Annotated in this window: 13 protein-coding genes; 3 read left to right on the top strand and 10 right to left on the bottom strand. The window is 69.7% G+C overall.

Annotated features, from left to right (window positions below; genetic code table 11):
• Positions 1 to 15 precede the first annotated feature (15 nt).
• Entirely contained in the window at positions 16 to 2,355 is a 2,340-nt protein-coding gene (locus GFH48_RS27440) for a transglycosylase domain-containing protein (RefSeq protein WP_228120980.1), read from the bottom strand.
• Positions 2,356 to 2,709: 354 nt separating this feature from the next.
• Here GFH48_RS27440 and GFH48_RS27435 point away from each other — a divergent pair, with 354 nt between their 5' ends.
• Positions 2,710 to 2,937, top strand: coding sequence for an FmdB family zinc ribbon protein (locus GFH48_RS27435; protein ID WP_153290800.1), 228 nt, complete (start codon positions 2,710 to 2,712; stop codon positions 2,935 to 2,937).
• Positions 2,938 to 3,013: 76 nt separating this feature from the next.
• Here GFH48_RS27435 and GFH48_RS27430 read toward each other — a convergent pair whose 3' ends face one another.
• From GFH48_RS27430 to GFH48_RS27420, 3 genes are read right to left on the bottom strand one after another with little or no spacing between them, the layout of a single operon-like run.
• On the bottom strand, positions 3,014 to 3,841 hold the full coding sequence (locus tag GFH48_RS27430; protein WP_153290799.1) for an HAD family hydrolase: 828 nt from the start codon (positions 3,839 to 3,841) through the stop codon (positions 3,014 to 3,016).
• Positions 3,841 to 6,594, bottom strand: coding sequence for a phosphoribosyltransferase (locus tag GFH48_RS27425; RefSeq protein WP_153290798.1), 2,754 nt, complete (start codon positions 6,592 to 6,594; stop codon positions 3,841 to 3,843). Before GFH48_RS27425 ends, GFH48_RS27430 begins: the two co-directional genes overlap by 1 nt.
• Before the next feature lie 43 nt (positions 6,595 to 6,637).
• On the bottom strand, positions 6,638 to 7,804 hold the full coding sequence (locus GFH48_RS27420; protein WP_153290797.1) for an HpcH/HpaI aldolase/citrate lyase family protein: 1,167 nt from the start codon (positions 7,802 to 7,804) through the stop codon (positions 6,638 to 6,640).
• 189 nt (positions 7,805 to 7,993) lie between these two features.
• Between GFH48_RS27420 and GFH48_RS27415 the strand changes: the two genes are divergently transcribed.
• Positions 7,994 to 8,863, top strand: a complete 870-nt coding sequence (locus GFH48_RS27415) for a TerD family protein (protein WP_153290796.1) — start codon at positions 7,994 to 7,996, stop codon at positions 8,861 to 8,863.
• Between the two features lie 114 nt (positions 8,864 to 8,977).
• Here the strand turns inward: GFH48_RS27415 and GFH48_RS27410 are convergent, their stop codons facing one another.
• The 6 genes from GFH48_RS27410 to GFH48_RS27385 all read right to left on the bottom strand — a co-directional run bounded on the left by GFH48_RS27410 (position 8,978) and on the right by GFH48_RS27385 (position 13,794).
• Positions 8,978 to 9,718 (bottom strand): TerD family protein, encoded by a 741-nt coding sequence (locus GFH48_RS27410; protein ID WP_153293133.1) that lies wholly within the window; start codon positions 9,716 to 9,718, stop codon positions 8,978 to 8,980.
• Between the two features lie 203 nt (positions 9,719 to 9,921).
• Positions 9,922 to 11,070, bottom strand: coding sequence for a DUF475 domain-containing protein (locus tag GFH48_RS27405; protein ID WP_153290795.1), 1,149 nt, complete (start codon positions 11,068 to 11,070; stop codon positions 9,922 to 9,924).
• A 135-nt stretch (positions 11,071 to 11,205) separates the two neighbouring features.
• On the bottom strand, positions 11,206 to 11,781 hold the full coding sequence (locus GFH48_RS27400) for a TerD family protein (RefSeq protein ID WP_148013792.1): 576 nt from the start codon (positions 11,779 to 11,781) through the stop codon (positions 11,206 to 11,208).
• A 280-nt stretch (positions 11,782 to 12,061) separates the two neighbouring features.
• On the bottom strand, positions 12,062 to 12,637 hold the full coding sequence (locus GFH48_RS27395) for a TerD family protein (protein ID WP_148013793.1): 576 nt from the start codon (positions 12,635 to 12,637) through the stop codon (positions 12,062 to 12,064).
• 113 nt (positions 12,638 to 12,750) lie between these two features.
• Positions 12,751 to 13,209: a peroxiredoxin gene (locus tag GFH48_RS27390; protein ID WP_153290794.1), complete on the bottom strand. Its 459-nt coding sequence runs from the start codon at positions 13,207 to 13,209 to the stop codon at positions 12,751 to 12,753.
• A gap of 156 nt (positions 13,210 to 13,365) precedes the next feature.
• Positions 13,366 to 13,794: a DUF3052 domain-containing protein gene (locus tag GFH48_RS27385; protein WP_153290793.1), complete on the bottom strand. Its 429-nt coding sequence runs from the start codon at positions 13,792 to 13,794 to the stop codon at positions 13,366 to 13,368.
• Positions 13,795 to 14,274: 480 nt separating this feature from the next.
• Between GFH48_RS27385 and aceE the strand changes: the two genes are divergently transcribed.
• Positions 14,275 to 17,007, top strand: a complete 2,733-nt coding sequence (gene aceE / locus GFH48_RS27380; protein ID WP_153290792.1) for a pyruvate dehydrogenase (acetyl-transferring), homodimeric type — start codon at positions 14,275 to 14,277, stop codon at positions 17,005 to 17,007.
• Positions 17,008 to 17,057 lie beyond the last annotated feature (50 nt).

Genomic DNA, 17,057 nt, shown 5'->3' with positions numbered 1-17,057 from the left:
TCTCGGCCGTCGTGGTCAGCCGAGCGGGCTCATGGCGCCGGCCCAGATGCCGTACGGGACATCGTCGTCGGGGGTGCCTGCGATCCCCTTGAGCGGCAGCGGTTCGAGGCTCTTGGTCAGGTCCAGGCGGTAGAGGACGACCGCCGTCGACACGGAACTGTTCGTGCCGACGAACCAGGCGGCCTTGTCGTCGTGCGTGGTGCCGGCCTTCCCGGCCGCCCGCGGCGCGGACTGGGACGCGGCGGGATGCGCCTCGCGGAAGGAGTCCGTGAGCGCCTCGGTGACCTGGGTGGCCACCTCGGGACGTACCGCGCGGTGGGGCCGGGGCGTGACCAGGGCCACCGCGGAGCCGTTGCGGGTGACGCGCCGCACGGAGTACGGCTCGGTGTGCGACCCGTCCGCGGCGAAGGTGGCGTACGAGTTCGCCATCCGGATCGCGCTGGGTGTGGAGCTGCCCAGCGACAGCGCGGGCACCTGCGGTCCCAGGCTGGAGGGGAGCAGACCGGCGGCCTCGGCGGTCTGCCGCACCTTGTCCAGTCCGGTGTCCATGCCGAGCTGCATGAACGGCACGTTCACGGACCCGGCCAGCGCCTTGCGCAGACTGATCGGCCCGTAGGACTTGTTGCCGTCGTTGTGGGCGGCGACCTTCTTGCCGCTGCGGTCCCAGTAGGGGCCCTCGGGCGTGGAGACGGGGACGCCGTCGTCACCGTCGTAGACGGACTCGGGCGAGACCGGTGCCGCCGTGCTGTCGCGGGTCTTGTGGATCCCGTGCTGGAGCCCGGCGGCGTAGACGAACGGCAGGAACGCCGAACCGGCCGGGACGGTGGTGGCGTTGGACTCGTTGTAGCCCTGCGTGCGGTGGTCCGGACCTCCGTAGACGGCGAGGATCCGGCCGTCGGTGGAGACCGAGGCGGCTCCGTAGTGCGCGGTCTTCGCCGTGGCGGGATCGCTCTTCAGCGCCTTCTTGCGGGCCTTGGCCACGGCGTCGGTGAGCGCGGTCTCCCGCTTGCGGTCGAAGGTCGTGTAGATCTGGTAGCCGCCCAGGTCGAACTCCTTGTCGGAGATGTGGCCGGCCTTCTTGGCGTACTGGGTCGCCAGCTCCACCAGGTAGTCGCTCTGCTTGCCGGTGTCGTAGACCCGGCCCTGCTTGAGCGGCTCGGGGAACTTCGTGTACTTGGCGCGCTCCGCGGGCGACAGCTTGCCGATCTTGACCATGCGGTCGAGGATCCAGGACCAGCGTTCCACGGCCCGGTCGTGGTTCTTCTCGCTCAGCGTGGGGTCGTAGAGGCCCGCGCCCTTGAGGAGCGAGGCGAGGAAGGCTCCCTCGCTCGCGTTGAGCCGGCTCACGTCCTTGCCGTAGTAGGCCTGGGCGGCGCGCTGGAGGCCGTAGGTGCCGCGGCCGAACCAGCTGGTGTTGAGGTAGCCCTCCAGGATCTTGTCCTTGCTCATCCTGTTGTCGAGCTTCAGGGAGATCATGGCCTCGGTGAACTTGCGGGTCACCGTCTGGTTCTGCGTCAGATAGACGTTCTTGACGTACTGCTGGGTGATCGTGGAACCGCCCTGGGTGTCCCCCTGGCCCACCGTGCGCACGAGGGCCCGGCTGATGCCCTTGAGGGAGATGCCCGGGTCGGAGTAGAAGCTCTCGTTCTCCGCCGCCAGCACGGCCCAGCGCACCTGCTCGGGAATGTCCTTCAGCGGCATCGCCTGCCGCTGCACCCATCCGGTGCGGGCCATGGGCGTCCCGTCCGACCAGAAGTAGACATTGTCCTGCTGGGTGGCATAGGTGTTCAGGTTCTTGGGGATGTCCGTGGCGGCGTACGCGATGGCCAGCAGCGAGGCGCTCAGGCCGACGGCCAGCCCCCACGCCGCCAGCCACTGTCGCCACGAGGGCACCCAGCGCCGCCAGCCGGTACGGCCCGGCCGGGGGTACTGCGGTTTCACGCGGCGGGCGAGAGGCGCGAGGCGCCCGGCGAGGGCGGAGGACTGCACGGGCCGGCGACGGGAGCCACGATGGCGTGAATTCGCCCCTCGATCGGCTTGTTGTGTCTCTTCCTCCGCGTCCGGGGACTCCTCGGCGGACGTCTCGTCGGGGACTTCGGCGCGCGGCGGTATACGAAGCTGCGTGGTCTCCTCGGCGGGACGCTCCGCGCGCGGCGGTATTCGAAGCTGGGTGGTCTCCTCGGCGGGCGGCACCCGCAGTTGGGTGGTCTCCTCCGCGGGACGCTCCGGGCGCGGCGGTACGCGCAGCTGCGTGGTCTCCTCGGCGGGTGTCTCGTTCCCCGTGCGTCGGCCCGCGGGGTTCTTCGGCTCGCCCTCGCGCCGGCCTGCGCGGCCGTGGTCGTCCGGTTCAGCCATGGCGGGCTCCGGCGCGTGGACGGCCCAGAGGATGCGGGACATCCATGCGATGCCATGCCTCGGTCACGACTGCGTCTCCCTCCGCACTTCGGAATTGCGCGCGCGGGCAGATGCATCGGCCGCACATGCGGCTGCGAGCCCCCCTCCCCGACCTTGCGGCTCGTCGCGGCCCTCTTAAATTATCAGCGACTAATACGATCTCTTCGCTCAGGAACGAGACAGAAAAGTTCCGGAGCTCAAGTCGGCCTGCCGCAATCGACCGTGAACTGACTGTTTCCGGTCCCCGCCGTCGCCGCCGGAAAGCCGGATCACGGAACACTGCGATCCTCACCATCAGCCCGCTAACCTGGGCACATGCCTCGCTACGAGTACCGCTGCCGGACCTGCGGCGACACCTTCGAACTGAGCCGCCCGATGGCGGATTCCGCTGCCCCCGCGGCCTGCCCCGCCGGGCACGACGACACAGTGAAACTTCTCTCCACGGTCGCGGTCGCGACGGGCGGCGGGGCGTCGGCGCCGCGCCCGAGCGGTGGTGGAGGCGGGGGCGGCGGCGGTTGCTGCGGCGGAGGCTGCTGCGGCTGACTCCCCTTTTCTCAGGAAGTCTTCACGTTTGTCCGGCGGTCCCGGGAGCGTCGCCCCCGGGACCGCCGTCGCTTCCTCAGACCGGGCCTTGGCGCTCGCAGGCGGTCAGGAACTCCCGCAGGATCCGTTCGCCCGCCGCGACACCCCGCTCCGGGAGCGCCGTGACCGCGGGGCCGGTCCAGTCGGCCTCGGCCAGCTCGCCGTGGCCCGGACGCCAGCCCCGGTCGGCGGCCAGCAGCAGGTCCGCGTCGAGGAGGGAGTCACCGGCGGCGAGGGTCAGGGTCGTACCGGTACGCCGGGCGACCTCGCGCATCGCCGCGCTCTTGGTGAGCGGCTTCGGAACGGCGTAGATCTTGCGGCCCTGGAGCGAGACGGTCCAGCCGCGGTTCTCCGCCCAGACCGCGAGATCCTTCACCCACTCCTCGGGCAGCAGTTCGCGCTCGACGACGAGGTAGACGAACAGGTCCTCGGCGACGCGGTGTTTGCGGACCCAGGCCGGGTCGGCGGTGGCCTCCAGGTGCGCGCGCACCTCGGCCAGCGGAGCGCATTCGGCGGCGAGCCGCGCGGTCACCCGCGCGTGCCACCCCGGGTCGGACACGCCGTCGACGAGCAGGTGTCCGCCGTTGGCGCAGATCGCGTACTTCGGGGCGGGACCCGGCAGGTTGATGCGCTGGTACTGCTTGCGGGTACGGGTCGTGGTGGGCACGAAGTCCGCCGTGTCGCCGAGTTCCTGGAGCAGCGTGGCGGCCGTCTCGGTCAGGTAGGACAGCGGTCTGCTCTCGTGCACCTCGACGCAGAGCAGCCGGGGTGCCCGTGCGTCCGGCATGGTCAGCCCGAGGGCCGCGGCGGAGTAGATGAGCGTACGGTCGAGATCGCTGGCGACGAGCGCTTTCGCCGCGGACATCAGACCGCCACCGCCCTGCCGTCGGCGCCGGTCGCGCCGCGCGTGTACTTCGGATGGATCAACCCCACGCAGGTGTAGGGGAGTTCGGCGACCTCCTCGACGGGCACCCCGCGCTGCTCGGCGAGCAGCCGTACGTGGTCGAGGTCGGCGCCGGCTCCCGCGCGGGCCAGGATCTTCCAGGGGACCCGGCGCAGCAGTACCCGGGTGGTCTCGCCGACGCCCGGCTTGACGAGGTTCACGTCGTGGATCCCGTACTCCTCGCTGATCCGCTCGACGGCCGCCCAGCCCTCCCAGGTGGGGGTACGGTCGCCGGCGAGGAGTTCCTTGCCCTGGGCGCAGGCCGCCTCGGCGACGTCGGGGAAGTGGGCGGCGACGGCGTCCAGGAACTCGGCGGAGACGTCGGAGCCGGCGAGTTCGCGGTAGAACTTCGCGCCGTGGAAGTCGTGTTCGCCGACCAGGTCGGAACGCAGGACGGTCCGCGATATCAGCCCGGACACGGTCGAGTTGAGGCAGGCGGACGGGATGAGGAAGTCCTCACGGGTGCCGTACGTCCGTACGCAGGAGCCCGGGTCGGCGAGGACCGCGATCTCCGGGTCGAAGCCGGTGATGCCTTCGGCGGCCTCGAACTCCTCGACGGCCTGGGCGAGTTCGCGGGTGATCGCGCCCTTGCCCGTCCAGCCGTCGACGAACACGACGTCGGCGGGGTCGTGGTGGGCGGCGAGCCAGCGCAGTGCGTTGGGGTCGATACCGCGGCCGCGGACGATGGAGACGGCGTAGTGCGGCAGGTCGACGCCATGGCGGTACTGGGCCCAGCGGCGCATCAGGACGCCGACGGGGGTTCCCGCGCGGGCCAGCGACACCAGGACCGGCCGTGGGGCGGAGGTGTCCGGGCCGAGCGGGGAGCGGGAACGTTCGGCGAGCACCAGTTCGGTGACGGCGCCGACGGCCTGTGCGATGCGGGCGGCCGAGGTGTCCAGGGCCGCGCGGAACAGCTCCTGGTACTGGTCGCTGGGCTGGTACTCGACGGGCAGCGACTCGGCGTAGTGGGCGCCGCCGCTCTGGATCGCCTCCTCGCGCTCCTCCGTCGGCGCCTCCAGCGTCACGTCCGAGAGATCCCGCAGCAGCCAGCCGACCTCGTCCGGCGCGTACGAGGAGAAGGCGGGGCCGCGGAGGGGCTCGGGCAGCATGGAGGGCCTTTCGGTGGACGGCCGTGCGGGGACGTACGAGGGGACCACGGCGAGCAGGACACTCGGGGTGTGGTCGGCGAGTCCGGCCAGCAGTCCCCCGGGGGCGTGCAGCTCGGGGGTGTCGGCGGCGGAGTCCACGACGGCCACGACGGCGTCGAAGCCGGCGCCCGCGACGTTGTAGGCGTAGCGCTCGCCGGGGCCGTCGTCCGGGTGGTCGTGGGCCGGGAAGACGAGGCGGGTGCGTATCGCGTAGCCGGGGTCGTCGAGGGCGAGCACCGGGGACCTGGTGGTCGTGGAGTAGCGCACCTCCGTGGCCACCACCTGTTCCAGTTCCCTGGCCAGCCTCAGCGGCGCGTACATCAGCTCCTCGAAGCCGAGCACCAGCACGCGGCGGGCGCCGGGCGGCAGCGCCTCGGCGATCCGCGCGGCCATGGCGGGCAGCGCGCCGTCCAGACGGACGCGGTGTCCGGGCGTGAAGCCGTGCCGGCCGCCGTCGGGGACGCCGCGCGGCCAGCCGAGCTCGACACGGGTGGCGGCCGGGTGCGCCCGGCGGTGCGGGGCGCGCCCGGCCGCCCGGGGCGGGTGGTCGGACGGGGCCGGGGTGGCGGCGGGGTCCGGCCGCTCCCCGGCGGTCGCCTCCCGCTCCCGCGCGGACGGCGCGTCGGCGGGTGTCGTCGGGACGGGACGGCCGGCGTCGTCTTCGGCCACCACGCCCGTCCCGGACGCCGAATCGTCACCCGGGGCCGGCGGGTGTCCCGGCACGGGCACCTCGTCCAGGGCCTGTCCGCGTCCCGGCGCGGGCATCTCGTCCGGCGCCGGTGCGCGTCCCGGCGCGGATCCGGCGTCGCCGCGGTCGGCGGACTCGTACTCCGCCACCAGTGCCTGGCCCTTCTCCAGTACGCCCTCCGGAAGCTTCACCGTGCCGCTCGCCGCGACGACCAGGTCCACCCGCGCGCCGATCTCCCGGGCGAAGTCCTCCAGCCGGCCGAGATCGGCGGGCGACCGCATGTCGACCAGCGCCACTATCACGTACCGCTCGCGCGGATGGCGGGCGTGCAGGTCACGGATGGTGTTGAGGACCGTGTTGCCGGTCGAGAACTCGTCGTCGACCAGGACCAGCGGACCGTCCCCGGCCAGCAGACGGGGATCCTGCGGCAGCAGGAGATGGGACGTGGCGTGCGAGTGCGACTCCTCGAAACCGCCCGCCGGGGTGACGCCCGGGACGGGGCGGCGGGTCGAGTGGAGGTACGGCGCGAGGCCCACCCCGTCGGCGACGCAGTGGCCGAGCCCGGTGGCCGTCTCCGCGTACCCGAGGACGACGGCCGCACGGGCGTCCTCGGTGCCGAGCAGCTCCCGCACACGGCGGCCGAGCGCGAACCCGTACCCGTACACCACGGACGGCGACTGCGGGACGTGCTTGCCCAGCACGTTCGAGACCAGCAGATGCGCCCGCCGGGGGTTGCGCCGCAGCGCGAGTCCCAGCAGGTCGCCCAGCTTGTCGTCACCGACGAGTTCGACGCCGAGCCGCTCCGCGACCCAGGTCCCCGTCCACACCACGTTGTCCATCAATTCCTTAGTCTGCGAGGTCGTACGTGTCGGCGCGGCCCGGTCAGGCCGGGAGCCCGGCGGCGAGCAGCTCCACGAAGCCGATGTCCTCGTTCGCGACGCCGAACACCTCGGCGCGCTCCAGAGTGCGCTCGGCCCAGGCGCGGTGCGGCTTCACCTCGTTCATCTTGTTCGTGTACGCCGACCGCAGCACACCCCCGCCGCCGCGCTCGGGCCGCAGGATGTCCTGCGCGTCGCTCCACTCCTCGTGGCTGACGACGGACAGCGCGTGCACGGCCGGGACGTGCGAGGGGTGGATACAGGTCTTGCCGAGCAGTCCGTTGGCGCGGTCGAGGGCGATCTCGCGCAGCAGTCCGTCCATGTCGTGCTCGATCAGGGACTGGCGCAGCTCCTCGACCTCGCCCTCCTGGAAGGGGCTGCGGCGCAGCTGCGGCTTGAACATGCGTTCCTGGACCCGGAAGTACTCCCAGACCGGTCCGGTCACCGTGAAGCCGGTGCCGTCGGCGCGGCCGAGCGTGTTCACCACGTCGGCGATCACGGAGGCGACGATCTGGACGTCGTAAGCGGTCATGTCGGGCGCTCGGCGCAGCCCGTACGCCGAGCAGAAGTCGGTGACGCCCAGGCGCAGCGCGAGGACGCGCTCGCGGTACTTGTCGACGACCCGGGAGATGCCCGCCAAGGTCTCGCGGCGGCTCTCCAGGTACAGCAGGCCGGGCGATTCGAGGACCGGCATGGCGAACAGCCGGCGTCCGCTCGCGGCCTCGGCCGCGGTGAGCGCCTCCAGGAACGGGACACCCCGCTCCTCGGTGAACTTCGGCAGTACGAATCCGGACAGCAGCCGTACGGACGCGCCGAGCCGCTGCACGAGGTCCGGGATCTGCTCCGGCTCGCGCACCCGTACGAACAGCAGCGGGAGCTCGGCCGTGGGCCGTGCGGCGAGGTCGGCGAACTGCCGGACCAGGTTCCGCTCCGCCCCCAGGACCTCGGAGTCGTCGATCGAGTCCTCCAGGCACAGCACCATGGAGACCACGCCGCGTGCGGCCTGCTTGAGGATGTCGTCGGCGAGGTGGGGCCGGGTCGCGGGGCTGTAGAGGGTGGCTCCCAGGGCCGCCGCCAGCAGGCGGGACGGGGAGTCGGCGGTGAAGACGCAGGGCTCGCGGTAGAAGAGACGCTGCCGCTCTTCAGGAGCGATGTGCCCGAAATGACGCATGAGACTCCCCCATGGCGGCTAGTCGGATCTACGGGATGTGGCCGGTAATAGTACGTACAAATGCATGTCAGGGGTTCCCACCCGGCGTGAAGTTCAGGTAACTCGGCCATGTCGGTTGCCCTCACGTTCCGATCGGGAATGCTCACCCCCGCGTTGTCGTGACCAGGACCGAGAGGGCAGGATGACCGCATGACGCACGCGATGCTGAAGGGGTCGAACATCCCGCTGGACGCCACAGCGGTTCGTGCCGTGCTGCGCTGGACGCCCGGGCAGGGTGTTCCGGACGTCGACGCCTCGGCTCTGCTCCTCGGTCCCGACGGTCGTGTGCGATCCGACGAGGACTTCGTCTTCTACAACCAGCCCCGTCATCCTTCGGGCAAGGTGTGGCGGCTCGGCAAGAAGCGCGTCACCGAGGGCCTCACCGACACGATCCAGACAGATCTGGCCGGTGTCGAGCCCGGTGTCGGACAGATTCTGCTGGTCGCATCGGCGGACGGGGTCTCCTTCGACCGCGTACGGTCCCTGCGCATTCTGCTGTACGACGCCTCCGGTGCCGAGGGTGAACCGCTGGCGTACTTCGACATCAAGCCGGAGACAGGTACGGAGACGGCGCTGATCTGCGGCGAGCTGTACCGGCGCGGTACGGGCTGGAAGTTCCGGGCGCTCGGTGAGGGTTATCCGAACGGGCTGGAGGGGCTGGCCTCCGATTTCGGGATCACGGTGGACGAGTCGGAGCCGGAGGCTGCGGCCGGGGCGGTACCGGAGGCGGCGGACTGGGCCGTCCCGGTGACGTCGCCGGAGACCTCGGTGCCGCTGCCGGCCGAACAGCCCGCTCCGGTGCCCCAGCAGCCCGCGTACGGCTATCCGCAGCCGCAGACGGCACCCGCGCAGCCCGCCTACGGCTATCCCCAGCCGGTGAGCCGGCCGGCCTACGGTTATCCGCAGCCGCAGACGGCGCCCGCCGTTCCGCCGGCGTACGGGTTCCCGCAGGCGGTCGGCACGCTGCCCGACCCGGATTTCCGGCTGCCGCCGCAGGGTCCCCAGTTCGTCGGCCGCTGAGGCGTACCGCGGGGTGCCGTCCGGCCGGGACGGCGCTCCGCGGCGGGTCCCAGGACCGGTCCGGCGGAGGCGCTGCACCTCGTGGCGTGCCCGGTCGTCGACGGCACGGCGTGCTCAGCGGTCGACCTTGGACTTGTACCCCCGCCCCCACTGCAGTCCCCAGCCGTACAGCCGGTCGAGTTCGGCCTGGAAGCCGTAGACGAACTTCACCTCGCGGCGCACGGTGATCTCGCCCTTGTTGTTCTCGATCATCACGACCGCGCAGGACCGGGCCTGCGGATGGCGTTCGTCGAGGCCGATCTCGATCCTCGGGCCGTTGCTCGGGTAGAGCGTGATGACGGCGTGCGTGCGGTCGAAGGCGGGCGTCTGGTCGTAGATGTAGACGAAGACCAGCAGCCGTTTGATGTCGTCGCGGTGGTCGAGGTTGACGTAGGCCGTCTCGCCCGACCCGGAACCGAAGCGGTCGTCGCCGCTGAGCTTCACGAACGGCGGACCGTTGATCTCGCCGAGGAGGCCGCCCAGCGGCTGCACCACGCCCTTGGTGCCGTCCGTGAGCTCGTACAGCACGCCCAGGTCGAGGTCGACGTTCACCATGCTCTGGGTGTGCGCCTGGACGACGTCCGGCTTGAAGATCTTGAGCGGGTGGCGCAGCAGACTGCCGCGCTGCTGGTCGCGGCCGATGTCGGAGGTGCGCATCCGCCAGGACAGGTTGATGCGCAGGTTGCCGGTGGCCGCGCCCTGCTTGGTGAGCGAGACCGTGTGGTTGCGTTTGGTCAGTTCTATGGAGTTGGTGGCCGCGCTGCCGGAGTCGAAGTCCGTCGTGCGCCCGCGCCACAGCTCGTCCCAGAAGCCCATTGCCGATCCCGCCCCCATGCTGCCTCGATATGCGGCGGGGCGGCCGTGAGGACCGGTCCCCGACAGCCGCCCCGTTCAGAGCGTTCCCTCACCCGGCCCCGGTTCACACCCGCGCGGCGCCGCCTCAGGGGCGAGCGGGCCGACGGGACGCGACACCGGCGCCGGCGCCCGGGAGGCGAACCCTGCCCCGGGACGGGGGCCCGTCAGACCCCGGACGAGACCTCAGCCTTCTCGTCCGAGGTCGTCCCTTTTCCCTCGGCGGCCGCGAGCGCCTTGTTGCGGCGTACCGACGACCAGAAGGACCAGCCGATCAGGACGACACCGACGAGACCGGTGATGACCTCGTTGATCTGGTACTGGATGGTGACGAGCAGGATCACGGCGAGGGCGCCGATCGCGTAGTGGGCGCCGTGCTCCAGGTAGACGTAGTCGTCGAGGGTGCCCTGGCGGACCAGGTAGACCGTCAGCGAACGGACGTACATGGCGCCGATACCGAGACCGAGCGCCATCAGCACGATGTCGTTGGTGATGGCGAAGGCCCCGATGACGCCGTCGAAGGAGAACGACGCGTCCAGGACCTCCAGGTAGAGGAACATGAAGAAGGCGGCCTGGCCGGCCAGGACGACGGCGGGCTTCTTCTTGCCGGTCCGCTCGGCCTCCTCCTCTTCCTCGTGGGTGCGCTCCTCCTCCTCTTCGAGCCGGTCCTCGAAGAAGCCGGAGAGTCCGCCGACGACCATGTAGGTGACCAGACCCGCGATGCCGGAGATCAGCACCGTCTGCGCCTTGTCGGCGTGGCCGCCGCCGTGCTGGTGGGCGTGGACCGCGAAGGTGAAGGAGGTGATCAGCAGGACGATCAGGGCGATGCAGACCGACAGCATGTCGACCTTGCCGAGCTTGGCCAGCGGGCGCTCGATCCAGCGCAGCCACTGGATGTCCCGGTCCTCGAAGATGAAGTCGAGGAAGATCATCAGCAGGAACATGCCACCGAAGGCGGCGATCGACGGGTGGGCGTCGGTCACCAGCTGCTGGTACTTGTCCTTGTCGTTCAGCGCGAGATCGACCGCGTCGATCGGGCCGATCTTGGCGCTGATGGCGACGATGGCGACGGGGAAGACCAGACGCATACCGAAGACGGCGATCAGGACACCGACCGTGAGGAAGATCTTCTGCCAGAAGGCACTCATCTTCTTCAGGATCCCGGCGTTGACCACCGCGTTGTCGAAGGACAGCGAGATCTCCAGGACGGCCAGGATCGCCACGATGCCGAAGGCGGTCCACCCCCCGTAGAAGGCCGCTGCGACCAGACCGATCGCGGTGATCGCGAACGACCAGCCGAAGGTTTTCAGAAGCACTGGCTACCCAATCATCGTGTGGTGGGGGCACCCCCAAGCGCCGGCTTGGGGGAAGGACTCCCCCGCGCCGTACTCGGCTTTACCTACTGTTGACCACGAAGTCTAGAGGCCCGCCCTCGGCTGGTGCAGGTGGGCCTAGGAAACATTGACTCCGAAGTCCAGGGCGATACCGCGCAATCCGGACGCGTACCCCTGGCCGACGGCGCGGAACTTCCACTCGCTGTTGTAGCGGTAGACCTCACCGAAGATCATCGCGGTCTCCGTGGAGGCGTCCTCGGAGAGGTCGTAGCGGGCGAGCTCCTGTCCGTCGGCCTGGTTCACCACGCGGATGAAGGCGTTGCTGACCTGCCCGAAGGTCTGGCCACGGTTGTCGGCCTCGTGGATGGAGACCGGAAAGACGATCTTGTCGACATTCGCCGGCACCTTGGAGAGGTCGATCAGGATCGACTCGTCGTCGCCCTCGCCCTCACCCGTGAGGTTGTCGCCGGTGTGCTCCACCGAGCCGTCGGGGCTCTTGAGCTGGTTGTAGAAGACGAACCACTCGTCACCGAGCACCCGGCCGGAATTGCACAGCAGCGCGCTGGCGTCCAGGTCGAAGGGGGCTCCGGTGGTGGAACGCGCGTCCCAGCCGAGCCCGATCATCACGTGCGTGAGGTTCGGTGCGGCCTTCGAGAGGGAGACATTGCCTCCCTTGGCGAGCGTGACGCCCATGATCTGATTCCTCCCCGGTGAAGCGTTCACTCAGTCCTGCGGGCGGTGTCCCCGCCGTTCCCGGCCGGCCCGTCCGTTCGGTCCGGGTCCGGGGGGTGTCTTCCCCCGGCACGGCACAGCATGCGCGCGACGCCCCCGCGCCCGGATGTCGCACACCGGGCGCGCGGATGTCGGCAGGCCCGGCGCCGCACCCCGAGAGGTGCGGCGCCGGGCCGGGGAGCCGGAGGCCGTGGGCCCGGGACAGGGCCGGACGGCCGGGAGCTCGACGCAGGGGTACGGCTCAGACGTTGACGCCGAAGTCCTGCGCGATGCCGCGCAGGCCCGAGGCGTAACCCTGGCCGATGGCGCGGAACTTCCACTCCGCGCCGTTGCGGTACAGCTCGCCGAAGACCATGGCGGTCTCCGTGGAGGCGTCCTCGGAGAGGTCGTAGCGGGCGATCTCCGCCTCGCCGGCCTGGTTCACCACGCGGATGAACGCGTTGCGGACCTGACCGAAGGACTGCTGGCGGTTCTCGGCGTCGTAGATGGAGACCGGGAACACGATCTTCTGGACGTCGGCCGGGACGGCTGCGAGATTCACCTTGATCTGCTCGTCGTCCCCCTCGCCCTCACCGGTGATGTTGTCGCCGGTGTGCTCGACCGAGCCGTCCGGGCTCTTCAGGTTGTTGAAGAACACGAAGTTCTGGTCGGAGCTGACCTTGCCGTCCGCGTTGGTGAGGATGGCGCTGGCGTCGAGGTCGAAGTCGACGCCGGTCGTCGTACGGGCGTCCCATCCCAGACCGACGATGACCGCGGTCAGTCCCGGGGCCTCCTTGGTCAGCGATACGTTGCCGCCCTTGCTGAGGCTGACTCCCACGAGTCCTCCCATTGGTGTCCGGGGGCGGGGAGCCCCGTCGTGCGTTGGTATCGGATCAACGTGTCGATCCTAGTGACGGGTTCCCGCACCCTGCAGGCCCTGCGACCGAAGAATCACAGGGTGTCGAGCGCCTTCACGTACTCGTTCAGGTCACGCGCGTCGGGCAGACCGTTGACGACGGTCCAGCGGACGACGCCCGCCTTGTCGATGATGAAGGTGCCGCGCACGGCACACCCCTTGTCCTCGTCGAAGACGCCGTACGCGCGTGAGGTGTTGCCGTGCGGCCAGAAATCGGAGAGCAGCGGGTAGTCCAGGCCCTCCTGGTCGGCGAAGACGCGCAGGGTGTGGATGGAGTCGTTGGAGACGGCCAGCAGCTGGACGTCGTCGTTGACGAACTTCGGCAGTTCGTCGCGCAGGGCGCACAACTCGCCGGTGCACACACCGGTGAACGCGAACGGGTAGAAGAGCAGCACCACGTTCTTCGCGCCGCGGAAGTCGGACAGCCGCACGGTGGCGCCGTGGTTGTCCTTGAGCTCGAAGTCCGGTGCCTCGGTGCCGACCTCGATCGCCATACTCACTCGCTTCCCTTCCAGGGGGCTGTTCGGGTGACGCCCACCCTACGCAGGGACTTCCCGGCGTCCCGGCACGGCCCATGCCGAGGCCCCCGCCGGCGGATCGCCGGCGGGGGCCTCGGACACGGATGGGTCTGCGGCAGACGGAGCGACGGCTCAGCGCTTCGACTTGGGCGTGGCCAGACGCGTGCCCGACCACTCCTTCCCCACGGAAATGCTCTTCGTCTGGGAAAGGCCCGCGGTCTGGGCGGCGTCATTGATGTCGCTGGGCTCGACGTAGCCGTCCCGGCCGGTCTTCGGGGTCAGCAGCCAGATCATGCCGCCGTCCTCAAGGAGACCGATGGCGTCCACCAGGGCATCCGTAAGGTCGCCGTCCTCGTCTCGGAACCACAGCAGCACGACGTCTGCGACGTCGTCGTAGTCCTCATCGACCAGGTCCTGGCCGATCAACGATTCGATACCTTCACGGAGGTCGTGGTCAACGTCGTCGTCGAAGCCGATCTCCTGGACCACCTGTCCGGGCTCGAACCCCAGCCTGCCGGCCGGGTTGGTCCGCTCCTCCGCGTGGTCCGCGGTCGCGCTCACGGCTTGCCTCCTGATCATGTTTCGGTAGATGTCTCAGCGACGCGCGTGCGCGCAGCATTGGCCGTAGTCCACACGGGCGGGACGGATCGCGCAAGTACCCGGCCGTCGAGACCGCCGAAACGGTGACGATCCCGGCGGTGTCGGCGCAACTCCAGTCGGCGAATCACGGCCATTGGTGACGCACACCACACCTTTCTGCCCCATTTGTGAAGTTCGGAACCCTTGGAGCGTACGAGACCCGAACGACTTTGCGGAACGCGTCACGGACTGAGCGTATCGTTGCGTTTTGGTCTGGCCCGTCCCGGCGATCTGCGGGAATGTCTCGGTTACCTATCGGTAGAGATGACGATTCCGTTCCCGAGGTACACGATTGGGGAGCGGTGCCGAGACACCGTGAATCCGCCCCAGACAGCGCCCAGAAAGCTCTTACTCAGCCTCCCGGGCAGCCTTCAGACAGCCCTCTGACAGCGAAGGAACAGCGTGGCTTCCGGATCCGATCGCAATCCGATCATCATTGGCGGCCTTCCCAGTCAGGTCCCGGACTTCGACCCCGAAGAGACACAGGAGTGGCTCGACTCGCTCGACGCCGCCGTCGACGAGCGTGGCCGCGAGCGCGCCCGCTATCTGATGCTGCGGCTCATCGAGAGGGCCCGCGAGAAGCGCGTGGCCGTGCCCGAGATGCGCAGCACGGACTACGTCAACACGATCGCCACCAAGGACGAGCCGTTCTTCCCCGGCAACGAGGAGATCGAGCGCAAGATCCTCAACGCGACCCGCTGGAACGCGGCCGTGATGGTCTCCAGGGCCCAGCGCCCGGGCATCGGTGTCGGCGGCCACATCGCCACCTTCGCCTCGTCCGCCTCGCTCTACGACGTCGGCTTCAACCACTTCTTCCGCGGCAAGGACGGGGGCGACGGCGGCGACCAGATCTTCTTCCAGGGCCACGCGTCCCCCGGCATCTACGCCCGCGCGTTCCTGCTCGACCGGCTGAGCGAGCAGCGGCTCGACGCGTTCCGCCAGGAGAAGTCGAAGGCGCCGTACGGGCTGTCCTCGTACCCGCACCCGCGGCTGATGCCGGACTTCTGGGAGTTCCCGACCGTGTCGATGGGCCTCGGCCCGCTCGGCGCGATCTTCCAGGCGCGGATGAACCGCTACATGGAGGCGCGCGGCATCGCGGACACCTCCGCGTCGCACGTCTGGGCGTTCCTCGGGGACGGCGAGATGGACGAGCCGGAATCGCTCGGACAGTTGTCCATCGCGGCTCGCGAGGGCCTCGACAACCTGACGTTCGTGGTCAACTGCAACCTCCAGCGTCTCGACGGCCCGGTGCGCGGCAACGGCAAGATCATCCAGGAGCTGGAGTCGCAGTTCCGGGGCGCCGGATGGAACGTCATCAAGCTGGTGTGGGACCGCAGTTGGGACCCGCTGCTGGCGCAGGACCGCGACGGCGTCCTCGTCAACAGGCTGAACACCACGCCCGACGGCCAGTTCCAGACGTACGCCACCGAGACCGGTTCGTACATCCGCGACCACTTCTTCGGCGACGACCACCGGCTGCGCGCCATGGTCGAGGGCATGACCGACGCCCAGATCCTGCACCTGGGCCGCGGCGGTCACGACCACAAGAAGATCTTCGCGGCGTTCTCGGCGGCCAAGGCGCACGCGGGCCAGCCGACGGTGATCCTGGCGCAGACGGTCAAGGGCTGGACGCTCGGCCCGAACTTCGAGGGCCGCAACGCCACGCACCAGATGAAGAAGCTGACGGTCGGCGACCTGAAGGGCTTCCGCGACCGGCTGCACCTGCCGATCTCGGACAAGGAGCTGGAGGACGGCGCGCCGCCGTACTACCACCCGGGCCGCAACTCCGAAGAGATCCAGTACATGCACGACCGGCGCAAGGGACTCGGCGGTTACGTCCCGACCCGTGTCGTACGCGCGAAGCCGCTGCAGCTGCCCGAGGAAAAGACGTACGCGAGTGTGAAGAAGGGGTCGGGCCAGCAGTCGATCGCCACGACCATGGCCTTCGTGAGGCTCCTGAAGGACCTCATGCGGGACAAGGAGATCGGCAAGCGGTTCGTGCTGATCGCACCCGACGAGTACCGCACCTTCGGCATGGACTCCTTCTTCCCGAGCGCGAAGATCTACAACCCGCTCGGCCAGCAGTACGAGTCCGTGGACCGCGATCTGCTGCTCGCGTACAAGGAGTCGCCGACCGGCCAGATGCTGCATGACGGCATCAGCGAGGCGGGGTGCACCGCGTCGCTGATCGCGGCGGGTTCGGCCTACGCCACGCACGGCGAGCCGCTGATCCCCGTCTACGTCTTCTATTCGATGTTCGGTTTCCAGCGCACCGGTGACCAGTTCTGGCAGATGGCCGACCAGTTGGCGCGCGGTTTCGTGCTCGGCGCGACCGCCGGCCGTACGACACTGACCGGCGAGGGACTCCAGCACGCGGACGGCCACTCCCAGCTGCTCGCCTCGACGAACCCGGGCTGTGTCGCGTACGACCCGGCGTACGGTTTCGAGATCGCGCACATCGTGCAGGACGGTCTGCGCCGGATGTACGGTCCGGACGCGGAGGACGTCTTCTACTACCTGACCGTCTACAACGAGCCGATCCAGCACCCGGCGGAGCCGGCGAACGTCGACGTGGACGGCATCCTCAAGGGTGTCCACCGCTTCAGCGAGGGCACCTCGGGCTCGATCCCGGCGCAGATCCTGGCGTCCGGCGTCGCGGTTCCGTGGGCGCTGGAGGCCCAGCGGATCCTCGCCGCCGACTGGAACGTCAGGGCGGACGTCTGGTCGGCGACCTCGTGGAACGAGCTGCGGCGCGAGGCCGTCGAGGTCGAGCGGCACAATCTGCTGCATCCCGAGGAGGAGCAGCGGGTGCCGTACGTGACGCAGAAGCTGAGCGGTTCCGAGGGACCGTTCGTGGCCGTGTCCGACTGGATGCGATCGGTTCCCGACCAGATCGCGCGCTGGGTGCCGGGGACGTACCAGTCCCTGGGCGCGGACGGTTTCGGCTTCGCGGACACCCGCGGGGCGGCGCGGCGCTTCTTCCACATCGACGCGCAGTCGATCGTGGTCGCGGTGCTGACCGAGCTGGCCCGTGAGGGCAAGGTCGACCGGTCGGTGCTGAAGCAGGCGATCGACCGCTACCAGCTGCTCGAAGTGGCCGCGGCCGACCCCGGGGCCGCGGGCGGCGACGCGTAGACCCGCGTACACCGGTCGCGAGAGGGGCGGCGGAGCCCGGAGCTCCGCCG

Source organism: Streptomyces fagopyri (assembly GCF_009498275.1).
Lineage (GTDB): Bacteria > Actinomycetota > Actinomycetes > Streptomycetales > Streptomycetaceae > Streptomyces > Streptomyces fagopyri.
This window is presented reverse-complemented; position numbering and strand designations above follow the sequence as displayed.